This is a genomic window from Oceanospirillum sp. (assembly GCF_982874595.1).
Map to the genome: position 1 here is coordinate 36,847 of NZ_CEYNZH010000018.1, position 20,559 is coordinate 57,405.

Below are 20,559 nucleotides of genomic sequence, written 5' to 3' on the forward strand. Positions count from 1 at the left end.
AATCAGTCTATGACTGACTACAAAGAAGCCGCTTTCTGCGTAGCAGGAGCGGCTTTTCTTTTATTGCCGGGTGCAATTTGTTGTAAACAAAATATGTTAAATGCACCGGTAGTTTTTATAGCGTATTTGGAGGAAGCATAATGCCTCGCAGAAGGGTCGTTGTTACTGGCCTGGGTTTGATCACGCCCCTCGGTAATAGTGTAAAGGACAGCTGGGACGGTATTCTGGCTGGTAAGAGCGGTATCGCGCCGATTGAGCACTTTGATACAACGGGTTTCAGCACCCAGTTTGGTGGTTCAGTTAAAGGCTTTGATGTCTCCGAATACATGCCTGCAAAAGATGCCCGTAAAATGGATACCTTTATCCAGTACGGTATGGCTGCTGCCATCCAGGCCGTGGCAGATTCCGGTCTGGAATGTACGGAAGAAAATGCTTCCCGAATAGGTGTTGCGGTAGGTTCCGGTATTGGTGGTCTGCCAATGATCGAAGCTAATCACAATAACCTGCTGGCGAAAGGGCCACGCAAAATTTCGCCGTTCTTTGTACCGGGCAGTATTATTAATATGATCTCCGGTAACCTGGCCATTCGTTTTGGTTTCCAGGGCCCTAATATTGCAATAACCACTGCCTGCACGACGGGTACTCATAACATTGGGTACTCAGCGCGTACCATTGCTTATGGTGATGCAGATGTGATGATTGCCGGTGGTGCTGAGATGGCGACTACGCCGCTGGGTCTTGGGGGCTTTGCTGCCGCCCGGGCGCTGTCGACCCGTAATGATTCTCCTGAGACGGCCAGCCGCCCTTGGGATGCGGATCGCGATGGTTTCGTACTGTCCGACGGTGCTGGTGTCCTGGTTCTGGAAGAGTACGAACATGCTAAGGCTCGTAGTGCGACTATCTATGCTGAGCTGACGGGCTTTGGTATGAGCGATGATGCGTACCACATGACGTCACCACCGGAAGATGGCCGTGGTGCCGCGACATCTATGGCGAATGCCATCAAGGATGCGGGACTGAATCCTGAGCAACTGGACTATATCAATGCTCACGGAACGTCTACTCCTGCCGGTGATGTTGCAGAAAGTCGTGCTGTTGAAAAAGTGATGGGCGATGCCGCTAAGCAGGTTGCGGTTAGCTCCACTAAATCTATGATCGGCCACTTATTAGGGGCGGCAGGTGCTGTAGAGGCTGTTTTCTCTATTTTGGCTATCCGTGATCAGGTTGCTCCGCCAACGATTAACCTTGAAAACCCAGCTGAAGGCTGCAACCTGGATTATGTTCCGCACACTGCGCGCGACATGAAGATTGAACATGCATTGTCTAACTCCTTCGGCTTTGGTGGAACCAACGGTTCTCTACTGTTTTCTAAGGTGTAAGATTGTTCTGAGCAATCATGTGTTGTTGCACAAAAAGGGGCCCACGGGGCCCTTTTTTATCTCTGCGATTTCTTTCTGAGCTGGTTTATGACCTATCAAACTCTGATTAATGGTGTTGCCGATAAGACTCTGCCAATAACCGATCGAGGTTTGGCTTATGGGGATGGCATTTTTGAAACCTTTAGGGTGATTGATGGTGAGGTGTTGCTTTTTGAGCGTCACTGGAATCGACTCACTGAGTCACTTCATCGTCTTAATATTTCGCCGCCCTTATCAGAAGAAGAGCTCAGGATTGGCTTGAAAACTGTGGTTTCTGACAGACATGGGGTTGCCAAATTAATTGTCACTCGGGGTAGTGGTGGCCGTGGTTATAGAGCTCCGGATAAAACGTATAGTCAGTGGATATTGCAGGGCTTTCCGTTGCCGGAAACTGATCCTGAAGACTACCTGAACGGTGTCGCTGTTCGTAGCTGCCGGCTTAAACTATCGGAACAACCTTTACTTGCCGGGATGAAACATCTGAACCGTCTTGAGCAGGTTATGGCTCGGAATGAATGGCAGGATGACTATTTTGAAGGTTTGATGTTCAGTCAAAGTGAAGCCCTGATTGAGGCGACAATGGCTAACCTCTTTATTATTCAGGGGAATCGGCTTTTAACGCCTATGTTGAACCTGTGTGGTGTTAAGGGCGTTATGCGGGATGAAGTCTTAAGCACTGATGATCGTTATCTGTCGGGGATTACGGAATTAAAAGAGAGCTCTCTTGATGCCGATGCCCTGCTGAACTCTGATGCCGCTTTTATTTGTAACAGTGTCAGAGGCATTGTCCCTATTGCGTCATGGAATGCTTCGGACGATACCTTGATTCGTAAGTGGGGTTCTTCTGATCATCCGGCACTCATGGCGTTAATGAAGCATTACCATCAAAAACTGGCATTACCCTTTCCTGGTGAAATCTGAAGGGTTGCTTGTCTGAATTATTTTGTATTTAGCCGGAGTTGCTCCGGAAGTAGTGTTAAGGAAAAACTATGGCTTTTTTCAATCGCCGGATTATTGGAGCTGTTTTAGCGATAGCTGTTATCGCTGCTCTTGGTTTTGTAATGTATTGGAAGCAACTGCTGGAGCGCCCGCTACCGATTAAAGATCCTATGGTGTATGAGGTGGAGTCCGGATTAGGGGCGAATCAGGTAATGGCGCAGCTTCAGGCCAGAAATGTTTTGCCAGAGGTCTGGCCCTTGAAGATCTGGCTCAAACTTAACCCTGCAAAAGCACTTTTGAAAGCGGGGGAGTATGAGATTCCGGTTGGTCTGAATGCCTATGAATTGCTCGCACTCTTAGCTTCCGGCAAAACGGTTCAATATCAGGTTACATTACCGGAAGGCCTTAACTTTGCTGAGGCACTACAGTTGTTGCAGCGTCAGGATAAACTTGCGGTGAAAACGACCGACCTGACCGTTCCACAGATTATGCAGAAGGTTTCCGGCAAGCCTCTGAATGAGGTTCCACACCACGAAGGGCGCTTTTTCCCGGATACCTATCAGTATCACAAAGGGGGCAGTGACCTTCAGATTCTGAAACGCGCTTACGATAAGATGAACCGGGTTTTAGAAGAAGAGTGGCAAAAAGCCGATAAGGCGGCTCTTCCATATAACAGTGCTTACGAAGCTTTGATTATGGCTTCTATCGTTGAAAAGGAGACGGGGGTGCCCAGCGAGCGTTCCCGCATTGCAGGGGTTTTTGTTCAGCGTCTGGAAAAAGGCATGCGCCTGCAGACCGATCCAACGGTGATCTATGGGCTGGGTGATCGTTATCAGGGCAATATTACCCGCCGTCACCTGAAAGAGAAAACGGCTTATAATACCTATCGAATCAATGGCTTGCCGCCGACGCCTATCGCATTGCCGGGTCAGGATGCCATCCATGCTGCACTGAATCCCCTGAAAGAAGGTGAACTCTACTTTGTCGCCCGTGGCGATGGCAGCCATAAGTTCAGCAGGACTCTGGAAGAGCATAACCAAGCGGTACGCCACTACCAGATCTATAAGCGTAAACAGAATTATCAGTCAGCCCCTGATACTCAGCAGTAACGTCGAGTGGTTAGGACTGGCTCAGTCGGATCTATTATGACCTCTAAATCAGAGAACCCGAAAAAGGGATGCTTTATCACGCTGGAAGGCTCAGAAGGCGTTGGTAAAAGCACGAACCTGGCATTTATTCAGCAGTGGCTGGAAGAGCAAGGACATCAGCCACTGATGACCCGTGAGCCCGGTGGCACACCGATGGCGGAAGAGGTGCGTGAGCTGCTACTCAGTCAGCGCGAAGAAACGGTGAGTGAAAAAGCAGAGCTGTTGCTGATGTTTGCAGCCCGTGCCCAGCATCTGGACCAGAAAATTCTGCCGGAGCTGGAACGGGGTGGTTGTGTCGTTTCTGATCGTTTTACCGATGCCACCTATGCCTATCAGGGTTATGCCCGGGGTCTGAATCTGGATTGGATCGCTCAGCTTGAACACTTGGTGCAGGAGCAGGTTCGCCCTGATCTGACTATTTTACTGGACCTATCGACAGATGTTGCCCGCCAGCGAATGAATAAGCGTGGAACGACGGATCGTTTTGAGCAGGAACAATCTGATTTCTTTGAGCGAGTTCGTCAGGGTTATCTGGCCCGAGCCAGTGCTGAACCGGAACGCTTTGCTGTGATAGATGCCAGCCAGACATTAGAGTGCGTTCAGCAGGATATTGCTGTTGCGTTGCAGTATTTTTTTCAGCAATGTCGCTGAGCAGCAAAGCAAGCCTGCTATTCGTAAATAGTCATACTTGAGAACGGCATATTAGGGATACTCCATGACAGAGATTGTTAAAGACTCACCTCTCATCCCTTTTGTCTGGCAACAGGATTACTGGAGCCAGCTTATCGGACAGCATCGTTCTGGACGTTTACCCCATGCGCTCTTGTTGGCAGGCGAGCAGGGTATTGGCAAATATCATCTGGCCAGAGCGATGGCCGCTTATTTATTATGCCGTCAGCCGGGGGAGACCGCTTGCGGTAACTGTCCCTCTTGCTCGCTGTTTTATGCCGGTACTCACCCCGATTTAATAGAGGTGATGCCGGAAGGCGAAGGTAAGCAGATCAAGATTGAACAGATACGCAAGTTGCAATCTTTTGCCGGCAAAACCGCCCAACAGGGTGGTTTTCGCGTGGTTATCCTTCAGCCAGCTGATGCGATGAATATGAATGCTGCAAATGCGTTGCTGAAAAACCTGGAAGAACCCGGTAGCAATGTGCTCTTTATTCTGTTGAGCCATCGACTCAGCGCGGTCATGCCAACGATTAAAAGCCGATGCCAACAATTTTCGCTGCCGATTCCGGATCGGGGGCAGGCACTGGATTGGTTAGGCGGTCATTTGTCCAGTCATGCGGCTCTGCATGCTGAGAAGCTGCTGAAAATGGCTCAGGGTAACCCGTTGTTAGCTCAGGAGCTGGCCGATGACGCGCTACATAAGCAGCGGGATAAGCTTTTTTTTGCCATGGAAAACCTGACCCGTGGCGGGGATCCTGTTGAGCTGGCTCCAGGGTTTATCGAAGGCGATTTAAAGTGGACGTTGCGCTGGATGCAGCAGTGGCTCAGTGACTGGTGCCGCTGGATCGTTACTCAGGATGATACTGACTTGGCTTTTCCGGATATGCTGCCGCTTTACCGGCAATGGCAACACTCCTCCAGCCTGGAAAAAGCGCGAGTGTTATTTCAGGATGTAGGGCGTTTACGTACACAGTTACTGTCAGGGGCTAATCCTAATCTGCAACTGTCGATGGAAGCCCTGCTTATTCGCTGGGCGGATAAGATGTTACTATAATCCTCTCTAATTTGTAGTTCAGGGAGTTGGGCGTATGGTTCAGGCTAAAGGTGATGATAAACCGGTTAAAGCGGCGGTGGTTAATTTAACCAATAAAGATGAGCTTTATGAAGCCTACATGCCCTTCCTTCAAAATGGGGGGCTTTTCCTGCCAACCCGTGGCAACTTTCGCTTGGGTCAGGAGTTATCTTTGATGCTGAACCTAATGAATGAGCCGGATAGGATTCCGGTTACGGCTCAGGTTGTTTGGATTACACCTCAGGGAGCGCATGGTCGCCGAACGGCAGGCATTGGTGTGCAGTTTTCTGATGAACAGATCTCTCTGAGGGATAAAATTGAGCGTTATCTGGCGGGAAGTCTTAACTCGCAGCATCCGACCCATACTCTCTGAGTCTGAGCGATATGTTTTTTGACGAGTAATCGTCTTTGATTGATCTGATTTAGGATATTTATGTACCTGATAGACTCTCACTGCCATCTGGATCGACTGGATCTTTCACCCTATAACGGCGACCTGAATCTGGCTCTTGAGGCTGCCCATGATCGCGGTGTCAGTCATTTTTTGGCAGTCAGTGTGACTCTGGATGATGTGGCAGAGCTGAAAGATTTGGCTCGTCAGTACACTTCGGTGTTTGCATCTGCTGGCGTTCATCCTCTTCAGGACCTGCCTCATGAGCCTACTGTCGAAGAGTTGGTTAAAGAAGCAGAAGATGAGTTAATTGTTGCCGTAGGTGAAACCGGGTTGGACTATCACTATGCCCCTGAAACCAAAGCCTTGCAGAAGGAGCGCTTTAAACGTCATCTGCTGGCAGCTCAGGAAGTGAATAAACCGGTTATTATCCATACCCGTGATGCCAAAGAAGATACTCTGGAGATGCTGGAGCAATATGGCCCGGATGCCGGTGGTGTCCTGCACTGCTTTACCGAAGATCTGGATATGGCGCGCCGCGGTATTGCCCTTGGCTACTATGTATCGATCTCAGGTATCGTCACCTTCCGTAATGCGGATCAGGTACGCGAAGTGGCGAAGAAAATCCCGCTGGATTCGCTGCTGGTTGAAACGGACTCACCTTATCTGGCACCGGTTCCTCATCGTGGTAAAAAGTGTGAGCCTCAGTTTGTGCGTGATGTAGCGGAGTTTATCGCTGAACAGCGTGGCATTTCTTATGACGAGCTTGCTATGCAGACAACTTCGAACTTTTTCCGTCTTTTTAAAGGAGCGGCCCCCAAAGCAGTGGCTTCTGAATAAAGACTAACCTTGTGCCGAAAGACTAAAAGCCGGACCTGTTGATCGCAGGTCCGGCTTTTTTGATGGTGCTCTGTCCGTCAGACCTCAGTGTGTATTTTGACTTCTGGGGATCTCTCCTTCGTAGAAGTCCGCATCTGTTTGGGGGGAGGTAAAAGCCACAAAAGGTTCTTTTTTCATTTTGAGCTTTTTTTTGCCGGTGGATGAGTCAGCTTCTGGCCCGGAGAGTTCGTTCAGGTGATGACTAACGGAGTTATTCCGCTGGTCTTCCATTGATGCTGGCGGGGGCTCATCACTGGTTTGCCCTTCGGGATAGACGTACATAGATTTTTCCTGGCTATCGAGAACTCCTTTTCCATGCCAGGGCAGTAAGCGGTAGTTGGCATGATCAGAGAAGTCCATGAAGGGGTATTTAATAATCTCAAAGTAAGGCGAGTAATCGAAATCTCTTGGCGTGCAAAGTTTTGGGTTACGGCGGAATAGCTGTATTCCCTGATCACCGCTTTTCTTAACAAGAGGCAGAATTGGGAACTGAATAAAACCAAAGGCTTCGGCAATCATGGTGGAACAGACCGTTTTGGTTGCTTTGCCGGCATTGTGTTGAAACAGAGATGAGCGCCAACGTCTTGGCATAATCCACCAAGGAAAAAGAAATCTCGCCAGATCCAGAATTTGACGCACATCGTATTCTTTGCCCAGCTGGCTGATGGCGTAATGGATCATCTGTTGACAGTCTTTGTGACTGATTCCTCGTGGACGGCAGATTCGAATATGGTCTTGTTTGTAGCTGGCCAGATCGCGCACAACGGTTCCCAGACCTAATTCTGACTCCACGATTAGCTGAGTGTCAGGGCTATAGGGGAAAAGCTCGCTTAATGTATTACGTAGTTCCGGGTCTTCGATATCGTGTATTCGGCCAAGATAGAGTGCGGCATGAGACCAAGTGCTCTGGGTAATCATCTTGATCACGTCACTTACCCGTGAGCGGCCTTCTATCAGAAGGACATCACAGGGGCGGACTTCATATCGAATACGCTCGAAATCCGATAGTGGAAATTCAGGGGCAGGTCTTTGCTGTGTCAGCCAGTTGACAATAGGCCGGGTCATTTTCGTTATTTTCATCGCAGTATCCTCCGCGATTTAGTTTGTTCGGTACAGCAGGTATTACGCGGTCAGAAAAGTGTCAGGACAATCGAGTTCTAACTTAAGAGTAAGCTATATCTGGCTGGCTGTCAGATATAGCGGAAAGAAATGCAAATATTGGAGCGTTCAGGAATCGTTAAGGGATAGAGATGGAATAGTGACGGGTATCAACCTCGGGATGGCACAGGGAATAAATTCATCAAAGCGTCATAATAGCAGGGCTGTCAGAGCATATACTGAAATTGTGACGTGAAAATGACTATAAAAAAACAAACACGGAGGATTCGGCATGAAAACATATCAGGTCGATCAGTTTGAAATTATTGCCCGTCCAGCATTCAATCGAGTTTTGTTGCCTAAAGTTGGTCCTGATTTTGATGTGGCTGCTGCCAGAGTTTTTATTGATCACCGCGGATTGCTGACGATTCGGGATGATCGTAATGAGTTGGTTTTTTCAGATATCAGTGAGATCAGCCTTCAATGTGTGCTTAAAGCAGGTGGTGTACATGTTATGAACCCAGAGCTGGAAGCCCATCCTAAGTTGATCCATATTCCATTAGGCACAATCGCACACCAATTAGGACATCTGTCACATACTAAGAGAGAGTGATTAGGATGTAGAGGCTTTTTTGCTCTTTGGATTATCGATACTAAAACAGCAATTCGGACCCTGTGCTTAGATAAAGGCACAGGGTTTTTTATTTGTGTTTAATTAACTGTTAAAATGTGACTGAAAAAAAGAATCTGGTCAAAATAAGTGCGAAATGGTATTGTGTGCAGCGCAGCATAGGGGTTGCGTTAACAGGTATCGGTACCTTAAATCGTCAGGGTGCTGGTAATTCAACAGATGTGTATTTGTTAGGCAGTAGATGTTATGACCTTGTCAGCAGTGGAAAAACAAGCGCGCAAAGTACAGGAGTTTCGCCAGCGTGAAGCGAATATTCTGGATGCAGCTCTCGAGTTGTTTCTGGAGCACGGTGAAGATCGCGTCACCGTTGAAATGATTGCTGATCATGTAGGCATAGGTAAGGGGACTATTTATAAGCATTTTCGCAGCAAATCTGAAATTTATCTGCGCCTGATGCTGGATTATGAAAAAGATCTTGCTGACCTGTTCCAATCCCCGAAAATTTCTGAAGATAAAGAAGCGCTGTCACGTGCATATTTTGAATTTCGTATGCAGGACCCGGGGAAGTACTTGCTTTTCTCCCGGTTGGAAGAAAAGCTTACCAAATCCTCTGGTGATTCCGATATGCTGGATGAGCTGCATAAGTTCCGCGCCCGTAATCTGGAGAGTCTGACGGATCTGATTTCTGCCCGCATTGATGAGAACAAGCTGGAAGATGTGCCTTCATATTTCCATTATTGCGCGCATTGGGCTCTGGTGCATGGCGCAGCGGCTCTGTATCAGTCACGTTTTTTCCAGGAAGTGATCCAGGATAAAGACGAGTTCTTTACCTTCCTGATGGAGATTGGTGTGCGTATGGGCAATCGTGGCCAGCGAGGTCGTAATCGGGAGGAGTCCTGATGTTTAGTGATTTTCCTGTCCAGTATATTGAACCTGTGTACCGGCCTCCCAGTGAGGCCAAATCTTTTATCCTGCCGGTAACTAATGGCTGCAGCTGGAACCAATGCAGCTTTTGCGAAATGTATACCGATCCCCAGAAAAAATTCTCAGCCCGAAAAGAAGCGGATGTTCTGGCTGATATTGAACGCTCAGGTCAGCAGCTTATGGGTGTTAGCCGAGTGTTTCTGGCGGATGGTGATGCCATGGTCTTGTCGTCCCGCCGTTTACTGACGATTTTAAAAGCACTTAATCAGGCGTTTCCTGAACTGCGACGGGTAGGGGCTTATTGTTTGCCCAGAAATGTAGCCCGTAAGAGTGTGGATGAATTAATTGAGTTAAAAAATAATGGGTTATCTATCCTGTATGTTGGCGTTGAGTCCGGTGATGATGAAGTATTAACCCGAATTAAAAAGGGTGAAACGGCTGAATCGACTTTACAGGCTCTGGAAAAAATAAAGCAGGCTGGCATTAAAAGCTCTGTCATGGTGTTGAATGGTCTGGGAGGGACGGAACTGACAGAACAACATGCTGTCAATTCTGCCCGGCTGATCAATCAGGCCCAGTCTGATTATCTCTCCACCTTGGTTCTGACTTTCCACCGAGGTTCCAAGCGTTTCAAAGATGATTTTGGACCTTCTTTTACGGAATTAAATAACAAAGAACTATTTGCCGAAATGCATCGTTTTATTTCTGAACTAAACCTGACATCAACGGTCTTTCGTTCTGATCATATTTCTAATCGATTGGTTTTGAAAGGTACATTAGGCCGAGATAAAACGACGATGCTGAATCAGATTGATCAGGCGATGATCCATAGTGAACATTTTTCAGATATTGCCCTGAAAAATATTTAATAAATAACCTCTGCTGTTTAATAAATTCCGACTAATTTTTGGTTCTGCTTTTATGATGTTTATTAGTTCTTGTAATTCCTTATAAGCACTATTAGTATAAGTTGCATTAAAGCTTCTTTTTCAGGCGTATCGAAAGGGTCTTCAAAGTCTGGTCCGCTGCTGATGGATTTTTTTCAAATCAGTTATGGTGGTCTGAATGACAGTTACGCACGTAAGTAATGTTTAGACACGTCACTGCGTAATCTTGCCTGAGATAAGAAACCTAAATTACCCCAACACCTGTATGTTAAGAAGAGAATAGTAATGTCTATTATCAATAAATATCGTGAGAAAGAACGTCTAATGCGTCAGCTGCAGGAAGAACTGCAGGCGATGGAAGAAAAACAAGAGCTGAAGCAGGAGTTGGCTTTTAAAACTGCTATTGAAGATGTACTGAAGCAGTTTGATAAGTCTGAATCTGACCTGCTGGCCCTCTTTGCTGGTGATGATGATGCTGCTGACGCGGGTAAATCCCGTCGTAAGCGTACGCCAAGTGTTTATAAAAACCCTCAGACCGGTGAGCAGATTACTGTTCGTGGTGGTCGTCAGAAGGATTATCAGGAATGGATCCAGAAGTACGGTAAAGAGACTGTGCAGAGCTGGAAAATTTCCTGAGTTAAGTACGTATGAGGTAATTTCTCATATTGACATTGCAAAGCTTGCTTTGTGATGAAAAAAGCAGCCTTTGGCTGCTTTTTTTATGTCTGTCTACTATGAATAATCGGTTTTCTCATATCGATTATTTGCTGCTAATCGCCAGTGGGATCGGGATTCGTCCTTGAGAGGATTCAGATTATTGATCTGTTCTCCTGAGAGTAATCCTTTTTATCTTTATGGTTATAGTGGCTTCCTATTATTTGCTGATCTCTTGTCAGACACAGCTTTTTTCCGGTCACTACGTTAAAATATCGGCAAGCAATTACAGGAGAGAGATTATGCTATCCGGCAGCTTTTCACCGGCACAATTGGCTCAGCACATCGATAAAAACACTGGGGAAAAAGGTCTTCCTCCGGTTGAGAAGTGGAATCCGGACTTTTGCGGTGATATTGATATGCGTATCGCCAGAGATGGTCAATGGTTCTATATGGGATCGCCAATAGGTCGGGCTGCACTGGTACGCATGTTCTCTACTATTTTAAAACGCGAGGGTGACCATTATTTTCTGGTAACACCTGTGGAGAAGGTTGGTATTCAGGTCGAAGATGTTCCTTTTATAATTACTCAGCAACTTGAGCCCTTGGACAATAAGCTCCGTTTTGTAACCAATGTCGGTGATGAGGTTCTTTTAGATGAAGGGCATCCACTGACTGTCTCAGTGTCTGAATCCGGTGAACCTGAACCCTACCTGCAGGTGCGTTCAGGTCTTATGGGGCGTCTGCACAGAAACCTGTTTTATCAGTTGATTGAAGAAGCTGAGCCATTTGATGATAAAGGTAAAACTTATCTCGGTCTGAAGAGTGATGGTCGCTACTGGTCATTAGGTGAGTTGCCGGAATAAGGCTCCGTCATGTTGGCTGTCTGATAATCCCGGAAATCTGTTTCAGGGATTATCACACTATCTGTTTTTTGCTCAGGTACTTTTCCTTTCAGGCCTGAGAGCTAAGTTTTGAGAGATTCTGTGTCCCAATCTTTACAGTCTGACCCGGTGAATATTTTTTCCGCACCTCTGCACCTGACATCCCAGCAGCAATGTGTGGTGCGCCATGGCAATGAGCATGCGCGGGTAATGGCCGTTGCCGGCTCAGGTAAAACCACAACACTTGTGCACAGGGTCTTGTTTTTACTGTCTCAGGGCTATGAGCCGCGCCGTGTTCTGGTGCTCATGTATAACCGTTCTGCCCGGGTCGACTTTGAAGCTAAGCTGCAAAGGGAGTATCAGCGTCAGCAGGTGCATTATCCCAAGCCGGATATCAGAACCTTCCACTCGATCGGCCATAAACTTTGTGAAAGTCTTGTGCGTTGGGGAATCCTACAGCCCAGGCATCTGGTGCGAGAGGGCTGGCCCTACGAGAAACTGGTTCGTCAGGGGATCAATCAGGCGTTACCCAATGCGGACCAGGCTACCCGACGTAAAGCGTTGGATAAGGACCATCTTGAAGCGTTTATGCAGTTTGTTGAGCGTGTAAAGGCCGACCTGGAAACACCCAATGATCAGTTCCGTTTGCTCGGTTTACCGGATGATCAGAACTACTTCATCGAAGCTTTTGATCAGCTGGAACAGATTCTGGCGCGGGAAGGTGTCATGACTTTCTCCGATCTGCTTTACAGGCCTGCTATGGCCGTTTTGGCCCATCCTGAGCTTGAAGCGCGCATTAGTAATCACCTTGATCATGTTATTGTTGATGAGTATCAGGATATCAACAGCATCCAACAATTCCTGCTTAGTATTCTTGCGGGAGAGCGGGCCAGGGTAATGGTTGTCGGTGATGTGGATCAGTGTATTTACGAATGGCGTGGTGCGCGGCCGGAGTTTATGTTGCGGGATTTCGCTCTGCAGTTTCAGCAGCCGGTGAGTTATCCGTTGTCGTATTCGTTCCGCTATGGCGCAACGCTGGCGCTGGCTGCGAACCATCTGATCGGTCGTAATAAGAACCGTGATGCGGGTCTTTGCTTGGCTACCCCGAAGCATCAGGATACTCAGGTTCAGGTGTTATCAGAGCTCAGCCAGCTGGTGAGCCATATTCAACCTGTACTGCATCAATCGGGCGCGGCCAGTGTCGCGGTTTTAGTCAGAAGCTGGGCGTTGAGCGTACCGATTCAGTTAGTGTTTCTACAGCAGCAGATTCCATTTCGCCTGCACCAGCAGGGATATTTTGTTTTTAATCTGCCACTGGTAAGTCAGTTTCTTGCCTATTTGCAACTAGCAGCAGGCGAAGCCAATGCTGAAATTAACGCTGAGGCGTTGGGGCAGATGTTAAGCTTTCCGCCTCTGTTTCTTAGCCAGGGAGAACAACAGGGGATTCAGCAGCAGGTTCTGCATTATGGTCTGAATCCGGATGAGATTGTTGCGGGTATGGATCTTAAGCCTTATACCGCAAAGCGTTTGAAGAAGCGTTTGGGTTTGCTTTTAGAGCTGCAAAGGCAACCAGCAGAGCAGCCCGTTGGTCCTCTGGCGGTTCGGCTGCTTCAGGAGACAGATGCCTATGATCTGATCGACAAGGCGGCTGCAACTAAGGATCAGGCGCAGGAGCGAAAACAAACGCTGCAGGCATTCGTCAATTATATTCGTCAGCAGAGGATGAGTGTTACTCAGTTGTTGAATCATATTGAACAGCAGAAGCAGTCTGGTGCCAGTCAGAGCGATCATGGTGACGCCATCACTATTACCACGGTGCATGGTGCTAAAGGTCTGGAGTGGCCTCATGTGGTTCTGGCGGGACTCACGGAAGGAAGCTTCCCCTGCTATCAGAATGTTGCCGATTTCGATGAAAAAACTGAGGAGAGTGAGCGGCGTCTTTTTTATGTCGCGATGACCCGGGCACGTGAGACGCTTTGGTTACTGACTGATCACGGTCTTTCTGATGAGCGTAAAAAGCGTTCCAGCCGTTTTGTCGCTGAGATGAATCTGGAAGACAGTCGTCTTGTTGCCGGCCATCTCAAATCAGATGTCACTGATGATACAGAGCTTAAGGTTGAGAATGTCGGGCTGACCCGACAGTATTTGTCGGCCTGTGGTTTTGAGAGTGTTAAAGTGAGTGCCCGGCCTGTTCAGAAAAATGAGCCTGAGCCCTCTCGGAGACGTTTGTCACCAAGATCAGAGCAGAGCACCTTCTATCGGATTGGTGATCAGATTGAGCATGAGATCTTTGGGCGAGGGGAGTTAACTCATATTGAAGCCGGAGCTCAAACCCGAATCACAGTACGCTTCGATCAGGGCGTTAAGGTATTGCTGGCTGAAAGAGCGCCGATCAAACGGCTTGCCAGTTAAAGTTCGGAGGTTGAGGGTATGAATTATCTGGCTCATGCTTTTCTTGCTGGTGAGCAAGGAGAGGCCTTTCGTCTGGGGAATCTGATGGCGGATCATATCAAGGGGCCTGCAGACAGCGCGTTAGAGTTTCTGCCCCAGCGTTGTTCAGAGGTTTTTTCTGAGGATTTACTGGCCGGAATTCGCTACCACCGTCATATTGATCGTACCGTGGATCATTCGCCTCTTATTGTCGGGCTGCGGGAACTGTTTTCCAGAGAGTACCGCCGCTATGCGGGCATTGTGCTGGATATGGCCTGGGATCATCTTCTGGCCCGATCCTGGGGGGACTACTCAGATAACGCTCTGCCGGTTTTTGCGTCCCGCCAATATAAGCTTTTGATGCAATATCGTGATTTTCAGCCGGATTCTATGCAGCATATGGTGCATTATATGGTGAAAAATGACTGGCTGGTTTCCTATACTAAAGCTGATCATATCCGCCGATCTCTAGCGGGTATGTCGCAACGGATGCGACGTAAAAATAAGTTGGCTGAAGCCTTTGTTGAGATTCCAAGACTTGAATCTGAGTTGAGTCGGGTGTTCCCCATGCTTATGGAAGAGTTATTACAGCAGCCCGTTTGGAATCTACCTTAACCGCTTCAGTTCAATCAGAAAAAATAGCATTTCTGTTGTCCTGCATTTGATTGCGGCTAAGCGAGAATGAATGAATATCTCTCCACAGAATAAACACCCTGTTATTCAACATGCTTCATCCAGTCAACGTTTTCTGAGTCTGGCCTATCCCGTTGCGCTTATTGTTTTACTTGGTGCTCTTATGTTTGCCTGGAGTCTGTCTGATGCCCGAACCCGCCAGATGGAAATAGTGGCAGAGCTTTCAGAGCAAACCATGCAGATGACACTGGAAGAAAAGCAGAATAATCTCAATCTGGTTTTGAGCGATTATGCCCATTGGGATGAAACACTCCATTTTTCCGAACAGTTAGATAATGAGTGGGCGAAAAGAGAGGTTGGAGAAAACCTTATCAAGCCTTTTGAATTAGCGGTTAGCTTACTGCTGGATCAGAGCGGCAAGATTATCTGGTGGCAGACTTATAGCCAACTTCCCCAAAGTAGGGTTGTGCAAGCCTCTCTCGAGGAGGCGCTTTGGCGGGATCAGGTTATGCCGCGCTTAATGAACAGCTGGCGGGAGGTGCCCGCGAGTCCCCGTTCGTCATTCTTCCGCTTTAATGATGACTTGTATTCCTTACACGGGGCATTGGTGACATCAGATAAAGAGGGCTATAGGCCTAATGCGAACGACAGGGTCGCTCTTATCTTGTTGAAACGAATTGACCAGGCTGTTCTGGATGAGTTGAGTCGGCATAAGCAGGCAACAGGTCTTCATCTGGTGTTGTGGGGTTCTGATTCCGCTTCTTCGACCGAGTCCGGGTTGCCAATCTATGAGAGGTCTCAACGGTCTGATGTAAAGCAAGCCGGGATTCCTCTGATGAATATTCAGGGTATTCCCTTAGCAGAACTGACTTGGTTCCCGTTATTTTCAGTGGATCAGGTTTACGATGCGATCAGCCCGAATATGCTGGTTATGTTATTGGTGATTGGCTTATGTTTTATCTGGTATGTCAGCCGTGTTCGAAAAGGTGGGCAGCTACTGGATCAGGAAATTCAGGCCCGCAAAGAAGCGGAAGCGCAACTTGAAGCCCACAGGAATCAGTTGGAAGATCAGGTAGAAGCCCGAACTCATGAGCTTTATGAAGCTTTGGCTCAGGTTCAGAGTGCCAGTGAAGAGAAAACCCGTTTCAGTCGTCAGATGAGCCATGAGATGAGAACCCCTTTAAATGCGATCTCAGGTTTTACCCAGCTGTTACAGGAAGAGATTGCAGACCCGGAACAGCTGGATCTCTTGCAAGAGATCCTTAAAGCCAGTGGACGACTGACGGAAATTGTTGACCAGACCCTGCAGTTGACAACGATAGACGACAGTCTTGCTCAGGGTCGGCAGGGGCAGTGCGACCCTTTGTTTACTCTGAGAACAATGGGTGAGCGTTATCACATTCAGGCCGCTCAAAAGTCGATTCAGCTGCTGAGTTCCGGGCTGGATCGGGAAGTCATAAGCCCAATTCCTACCGATATCGTACAGGAGGTTTTCAGGGTTTTGTTGGACAATGCGTTGCAATACACCCAACCCGGTGGGGCAGTCGAATTAAAAGCCATGTTTTCAGATGATGGGCAGCATGTGCTGATTCAGGTTATCGACGATGGTATCGGTATTCCGCCAGAGAAGGAAAAACAGCTTTTTCAGCCTTTTTCACGACTGCATTTTGATCTTCTGCCAAATATTGAAGGGGTTGGCCTTGGACTCTTTATGGCGCGAAAAAAGATCAGGGCTTTTGGTGGTGATATTACTTATCAGAGCCAAGAAAAAGGTGGTAGTGGTTTCACTATTAAGATGCCAAGAATCTGAGACTTTTACAGGGATATAAAAAAAGGGAAAGCATCGCTTTCCCTTTTTTGTCAACGGAGCTGCAACCTACATATTCGGATAGTTAGGACCACCCGCACCTTCCGGCGTTACCCAGGTAATGTTCTGGGATGGGTCTTTAATATCACAGGTCTTACAGTGTACGCAGTTCTGTGAGTTGATCTGGAAGCGGTCAGCACCGGTTTCCTCATCTTTCACTACTTCGTAAACACCCGCTGGGCAGAAGCGCTGCGCAGGCTCGGCCCACTTCGGCAGGTTAACCTGCAGAGGGATGGTTTCATCCTTCAGCTTCAGGTGGCATGGCTGATCTTCTTCATGGTTAGTGTTCGACAGGAACACAGAAGACAGCTTGTCGAAGCTGAGCACGCCATCCGGTTTCGGATAGTCAATCGGCTGCACGTCAGATGCCGGTTTCAGCATGGCGTAATCTTCATGGGTGTCATGCAGCGTTACAGGAATACTGAACAGGTTCTGGTCGATAAAGTTAAATGCACCGCCCAGCATAGGGCCAAACTTATGCATTGCAGGGCCGAAGTTGCGGGTCGCATACAGTTCTTTAAAGGCCCAGGATTTTTCCCATGCGCTGGTGAATGCGGTCAGTTCCTGACCACCTTCGTCGCCGCCTTTCACCGCTTCGAAAATAGTTTCTGCTGCGATCATGCCGGACTTCATCGCGGTGTGCGTGCCCTTGATCTTGGAGAAGTTCAGCGTACCCGCATCACAACCCACCAGAATACCACCCGGGAACGTCATCTTAGGCAGGCAGTTGTAGCCACCTTTTGTGATCGCACGGGCACCGTAAGAGACGCGTTTGCCGCCTTCAAGATGCTGTTTCAGCTCCGGGTGGTGCTTCATACGCTGGAACTCGTCAAACGGACTAAGCATCGGGTTGTCGTAGTTCAGGTCGGTAATCAGACCGACAACTACCTGATTGTTCTCGGCGTGATACAGGAAGAAACCACCGCTGGCGCCATTTTCGCTCAGAGGCCAGCCGGAACCGTGTACCACAAGACCTGGCTGATGTTTCGCCGGATCGATATCCCACAGCTCTTTAATACCGATACCGTAGTGCTGAGGATCTTTGCCTTCATCCAGTTTGAACTGACTGATCAGCTGTTTGCCCAGATGGCCACGGCTCCCTTCAGAGAAGATGGTGTACTTGGCGCGCAGTTCCATACCCGGCATATACATGCCTGGCTTTTCACTGCCGTCAGCAGCAACACCCATATCACCGGTAATGACACCTTTAACCACGCCGTCTTCAATCAGAGGTTCGGCGGCGGCAAAGCCCGGGAAAATCTCAACACCCAGCTCTTCAGCCTGGGTTGCCAGCCAGCGGCAAACATTGCCCAGTGAGGCAATGTAATTGCCATCGTTGTGCATGTTTTTAGGCACAATAGCGTTCGGGAAAGTCTTGGCGTTGTTGCTGTCTTTCAGCATCACAACCTGATCTTTGGTCACAGCCGTCAGCAGAGGAGCTTCTTTCTCTTTCCAGTCAGGAATCAACTCGTTTAAAGCTGTTGGTTCGATCACTGCGCCGGACAGAATGTGGGCACCTACTTCAGAGCCTTTTTCCACCACACAGACGGTCAATTCCTGACTGGCGTCGTTAGCCTGTTGCATCAGGCGAATCGCCGCTGAAAGGCCTGCAGGGCCTGCGCCAACGATTACAACATCGAACTCCATCGCTTCTCTTTCCACGATACACTCCTCAAACAGCGTAGTGCGCCTTGGTGCTGCCTATATAGATGCAAACAACCTAATATCAGCGCATGTAATTATTTTATGGTCTCATTTAAAACGGACGTTTGCTTCTGGTCAACCCCTATTTTAACCAAGGGTAGGCCTCTGGCCGATTACAGCTTGTCCGGACGAGACTAAAACGCAGCAGATAAATTAAACTGAGCGTTTAATGCGGTGCAGCAAGTATAGCGACTAAATTGTGACTAGTCAGTTTATAAAGGAATTTGACCTAAACTCAAAAAATAGTCATTATGGGATTGCGAGTGCAGCAAACGCTCGTTTGAAACGAATTCCGGCAACGTAGCTTATCTATTGCAACCCCTATGCTTAAAAGTTACGTTGCCCAAAAGATGTGGCAGGATTAACAACTTAATTAAACGTTAATTACTGCCAGTGAAAGCTCGTCACGTTACCGTTTATAAAGAACGAGGAATCTATGAAGGTATTAGTTGCTGTCAAACGAGTCATTGACTACAACGTCAAAATTCGTGTTAAAGCGGACAACTCTGACGTTGATCTGACCAATGTGAAAATGGCGATGAACCCATTCTGCGAAATTGCAGTGGAAGAAGCGGTTCGTCTGAAAGAGAAAGGTATCGCAACGGAGATCGTTGTGGTTTCTGTTGGCCCTAAAGAAGCTCAGGAGCAGTTGCGTACTGCACTGGCGCTGGGTGCAGACCGCGCGATCCAGATTGAGACTGCAGACAAAGTAGACTCTCTGGGCGTTGCCAAACTGCTGGCTAAACTGGTTGAAGAAGAGCAGCCGGGTCTGGTGGTTCTGGGTAAACAGTCTATCGATTCGGATAACAACCAGACCGGTCAGATGCTGGGTGCACTGACAGGTATGCCTCAGGGTACGTTTGCTTCTGAAGTCGCTGTTGATGGCGAAAAAGTAAACGTGACCCGTGAGATCGACGGCGGTCTGCAGACAGTGGCACTGAATCTGCCTGCTATCGTGACCACAGACCTGCGTCTGAACGAGCCCCGTTATGCGTCTCTGCCTAACATCATGAAAGCCAAGCGTAAGCCGCTGGATGTTAAGACCCCGGCTGATCTGGGTGTTGATGTAGCGTCTAAAGTGAAGACCCTGAAAGTTGAGCCACCTGCAGAACGCAGCGCGGGTATCAAAGTGGGCAGCGTAGACGAGCTGGTAGAAAAACTGAAAAACGAAGCGAAGGTGATCTGATCATGAGTATCTTAGTCGTAGCTGATCACAACAATGCCGCTCTGGTGGGTGCTACTGCAAATACAGTTGCAGCTGCTCAGCAGATCGGTGGCGATATCACGGTACTGGTTGCCGGCAGCAACTGTGGTGCGGCGGCTGAAGAAGCTGCAAAACTGAACGGCGTTGCAAAAGTGGTTGTTGCTGACAACGCTGCTTACGAGCATCTGCTGGCTGAAAACGTCTCTCTGCTTGTAGCCGATCTTGGTAAAGATTTCTCTCACATCCTGGCGCCTGCGACGTCCAACGGCAAAAACATCATGCCACGGGTTGCTGCGCTGCTGGATGTGGCTCAGATCTCTGACATCATTGCCGTTGAATCGGCGGATACCTTTAAGCGTCCTATCTACGCCGGTAACGCGATTGCGACGGTTCAGTCTGAAGACGCAATCAAAGTGATCACGGTTCGTGGTACGGGTTTTGACGCAGTTGCTGCTGACGGTTCTGCTGCGGTTGAATCTCTGGACAATGCACAGGATGCCGGTAAGTCTGCATTCGTTGGCGAAGAGCTGGCGAAATCTGACCGTCCTGAGCTGACGGCTGCGAAAGTGGTGATCTCCGGTGGCCGTGGTATGGGCAACGGTGAAAACTTTGAACTGCTGAACAAGGTGGCTGACAAGCTGGGTGCCGCGGTTGGTGCATCCCGTGCAGCCGTTGATGCAGGCTTCGTACCGAACGATATGCAGGTGGGTCAGACCGGTAAAATCGTTGCGCCTGAGCTGTATATCGCGGTGGGCATCTCTGGTGCGATTCAGCACCTGGCCGGTATGAAAGACTCTAAAGTGATCGTCGCCATCAACAAAGATGAAGAAGCGCCGATCTTCCAGGTAGCAGACTACGGTCTGGTGGGTGACCTGTTCACCGCACTGCCTGAGCTGGAAGGTAAACTGTAAGTTCTGCTTACTGTCACCTTTTCAGACGTGTTCAATCGCAGGCTGTCTAACATCTTTACAGGCAGTCGGAACACAGAAAGCCCCCGCAGGAATATCCTGTGAAGTGACCCCCAATAGTTGGACACCCAACATTGGGGGTTCTTTTTATGGCGAAGTACAGCCGCTCACTCAAAATAGCTCTGGCTCAGAAGTGCCTTAATGGCACGCCAGCCA

The 20,559-nt window shown here is 48.5% G+C and carries 20 protein-coding genes; 18 read left to right on the forward strand and 2 right to left on the reverse strand.

All coding sequences use genetic code 11. The features are described 5' to 3' along the window. Positions 1 to 9 precede the first annotated feature (9 nt). The 8 genes from AC4GL5_RS09965 (at position 10) to AC4GL5_RS10000 (ending at position 6,480) form a co-directional block, all read left to right on the forward strand. Positions 10 to 141: a hypothetical protein gene (locus tag AC4GL5_RS09965; RefSeq protein ID WP_490382630.1), complete on the forward strand. Its 132-nt coding sequence runs from the start codon at positions 10 to 12 to the stop codon at positions 139 to 141. Continuing rightward, positions 141 to 1,379, forward strand: a complete 1,239-nt coding sequence (gene fabF, locus AC4GL5_RS09970; protein ID WP_490382631.1) for a beta-ketoacyl-ACP synthase II — start codon at positions 141 to 143, stop codon at positions 1,377 to 1,379. Before AC4GL5_RS09965 ends, fabF begins: the two co-directional genes overlap by 1 nt. Before the next feature lie 87 nt (positions 1,380 to 1,466). Continuing rightward, positions 1,467 to 2,339, forward strand: coding sequence for an aminodeoxychorismate lyase (gene pabC, locus AC4GL5_RS09975; RefSeq protein WP_490382632.1), 873 nt, complete (start codon positions 1,467 to 1,469; stop codon positions 2,337 to 2,339). 68 nt (positions 2,340 to 2,407) lie between these two features. Beyond that, complete coding sequence (gene mltG, locus AC4GL5_RS09980; RefSeq protein WP_490382633.1) at positions 2,408 to 3,466, forward strand: endolytic transglycosylase MltG; 1,059 nt, start codon at positions 2,408 to 2,410, stop codon at positions 3,464 to 3,466. Positions 3,467 to 3,502: 36 nt separating this feature from the next. Beyond that, positions 3,503 to 4,156: a dTMP kinase gene (tmk, locus tag AC4GL5_RS09985; RefSeq protein ID WP_490382634.1), complete on the forward strand. Its 654-nt coding sequence runs from the start codon at positions 3,503 to 3,505 to the stop codon at positions 4,154 to 4,156. A gap of 64 nt (positions 4,157 to 4,220) precedes the next feature. After that, positions 4,221 to 5,231 carry a DNA polymerase III subunit delta' gene (locus tag AC4GL5_RS09990; protein WP_490382635.1) on the forward strand — a complete coding sequence of 337 codons (1,011 nt, stop codon included), beginning with the start codon at positions 4,221 to 4,223 and terminating at the stop codon, positions 5,229 to 5,231. 34 nt (positions 5,232 to 5,265) lie between these two features. Further along, on the forward strand, positions 5,266 to 5,622 hold the full coding sequence (locus AC4GL5_RS09995; protein ID WP_490382636.1) for a PilZ domain-containing protein: 357 nt from the start codon (positions 5,266 to 5,268) through the stop codon (positions 5,620 to 5,622). A gap of 60 nt (positions 5,623 to 5,682) precedes the next feature. Further along, complete coding sequence (locus AC4GL5_RS10000; RefSeq protein WP_490382637.1) at positions 5,683 to 6,480, forward strand: TatD family hydrolase; 798 nt, start codon at positions 5,683 to 5,685, stop codon at positions 6,478 to 6,480. Between the two features lie 84 nt (positions 6,481 to 6,564). On the opposite strand, the gene AC4GL5_RS10005 is transcribed toward AC4GL5_RS10000, so the two are convergent. Continuing rightward, positions 6,565 to 7,599: a YiiX/YebB-like N1pC/P60 family cysteine hydrolase gene (locus AC4GL5_RS10005; protein ID WP_490382638.1), complete on the reverse strand. Its 1,035-nt coding sequence runs from the start codon at positions 7,597 to 7,599 to the stop codon at positions 6,565 to 6,567. Positions 7,600 to 7,909: 310 nt separating this feature from the next. Here AC4GL5_RS10005 and AC4GL5_RS10010 point away from each other — a divergent pair, with 310 nt between their 5' ends. The 8 genes from AC4GL5_RS10010 to AC4GL5_RS10045 all read left to right on the forward strand — a co-directional run bounded on the left by AC4GL5_RS10010 (position 7,910) and on the right by AC4GL5_RS10045 (position 16,470). Continuing rightward, complete coding sequence (locus AC4GL5_RS10010; RefSeq protein ID WP_490382639.1) at positions 7,910 to 8,230, forward strand: hypothetical protein; 321 nt, start codon at positions 7,910 to 7,912, stop codon at positions 8,228 to 8,230. A 264-nt stretch (positions 8,231 to 8,494) separates the two neighbouring features. Next, positions 8,495 to 9,148 carry a TetR/AcrR family transcriptional regulator gene (locus tag AC4GL5_RS10015; RefSeq protein ID WP_490382640.1) on the forward strand — a complete coding sequence of 218 codons (654 nt, stop codon included), beginning with the start codon at positions 8,495 to 8,497 and terminating at the stop codon, positions 9,146 to 9,148. Next, on the forward strand, positions 9,148 to 10,041 hold the full coding sequence (locus AC4GL5_RS10020; RefSeq protein WP_490382641.1) for a radical SAM protein: 894 nt from the start codon (positions 9,148 to 9,150) through the stop codon (positions 10,039 to 10,041). Before AC4GL5_RS10015 ends, AC4GL5_RS10020 begins: the two co-directional genes overlap by 1 nt. A gap of 303 nt (positions 10,042 to 10,344) precedes the next feature. Then, complete coding sequence (locus AC4GL5_RS10025; RefSeq protein ID WP_490382642.1) at positions 10,345 to 10,695, forward strand: histone-like nucleoid-structuring protein, MvaT/MvaU family; 351 nt, start codon at positions 10,345 to 10,347, stop codon at positions 10,693 to 10,695. A gap of 320 nt (positions 10,696 to 11,015) precedes the next feature. After that, positions 11,016 to 11,579 carry a DUF1285 domain-containing protein gene (locus AC4GL5_RS10030; RefSeq protein ID WP_490382643.1) on the forward strand — a complete coding sequence of 188 codons (564 nt, stop codon included), beginning with the start codon at positions 11,016 to 11,018 and terminating at the stop codon, positions 11,577 to 11,579. A 120-nt stretch (positions 11,580 to 11,699) separates the two neighbouring features. Next, positions 11,700 to 14,009, forward strand: coding sequence for an ATP-dependent helicase (locus AC4GL5_RS10035; RefSeq protein WP_490382644.1), 2,310 nt, complete (start codon positions 11,700 to 11,702; stop codon positions 14,007 to 14,009). 18 nt (positions 14,010 to 14,027) lie between these two features. Next, positions 14,028 to 14,642 carry an acyl carrier protein phosphodiesterase gene (locus AC4GL5_RS10040; RefSeq protein WP_490382645.1) on the forward strand — a complete coding sequence of 205 codons (615 nt, stop codon included), beginning with the start codon at positions 14,028 to 14,030 and terminating at the stop codon, positions 14,640 to 14,642. A 70-nt stretch (positions 14,643 to 14,712) separates the two neighbouring features. After that, on the forward strand, positions 14,713 to 16,470 hold the full coding sequence (locus AC4GL5_RS10045) for a sensor histidine kinase (RefSeq protein ID WP_490382646.1): 1,758 nt from the start codon (positions 14,713 to 14,715) through the stop codon (positions 16,468 to 16,470). A gap of 66 nt (positions 16,471 to 16,536) precedes the next feature. Here AC4GL5_RS10045 and AC4GL5_RS10050 read toward each other — a convergent pair whose 3' ends face one another. Continuing rightward, on the reverse strand, positions 16,537 to 18,174 hold the full coding sequence (locus tag AC4GL5_RS10050; RefSeq protein ID WP_490382649.1) for an electron transfer flavoprotein-ubiquinone oxidoreductase: 1,638 nt from the start codon (positions 18,172 to 18,174) through the stop codon (positions 16,537 to 16,539). A gap of 493 nt (positions 18,175 to 18,667) precedes the next feature. On the opposite strand from AC4GL5_RS10050, the gene AC4GL5_RS10055 reads away from it, so the two are divergent. Continuing rightward, a complete protein-coding gene (locus AC4GL5_RS10055) occupies positions 18,668 to 19,417 on the forward strand; it encodes an electron transfer flavoprotein subunit beta/FixA family protein (protein ID WP_490382647.1) in 750 nt (249 codons plus the stop codon). 2 nt (positions 19,418 to 19,419) lie between these two features. After that, positions 19,420 to 20,346 carry an electron transfer flavoprotein subunit alpha/FixB family protein gene (locus AC4GL5_RS10060; protein WP_490381834.1) on the forward strand — a complete coding sequence of 309 codons (927 nt, stop codon included), beginning with the start codon at positions 19,420 to 19,422 and terminating at the stop codon, positions 20,344 to 20,346. The last annotated feature ends 213 nt before the right edge of the window (positions 20,347 to 20,559 follow it).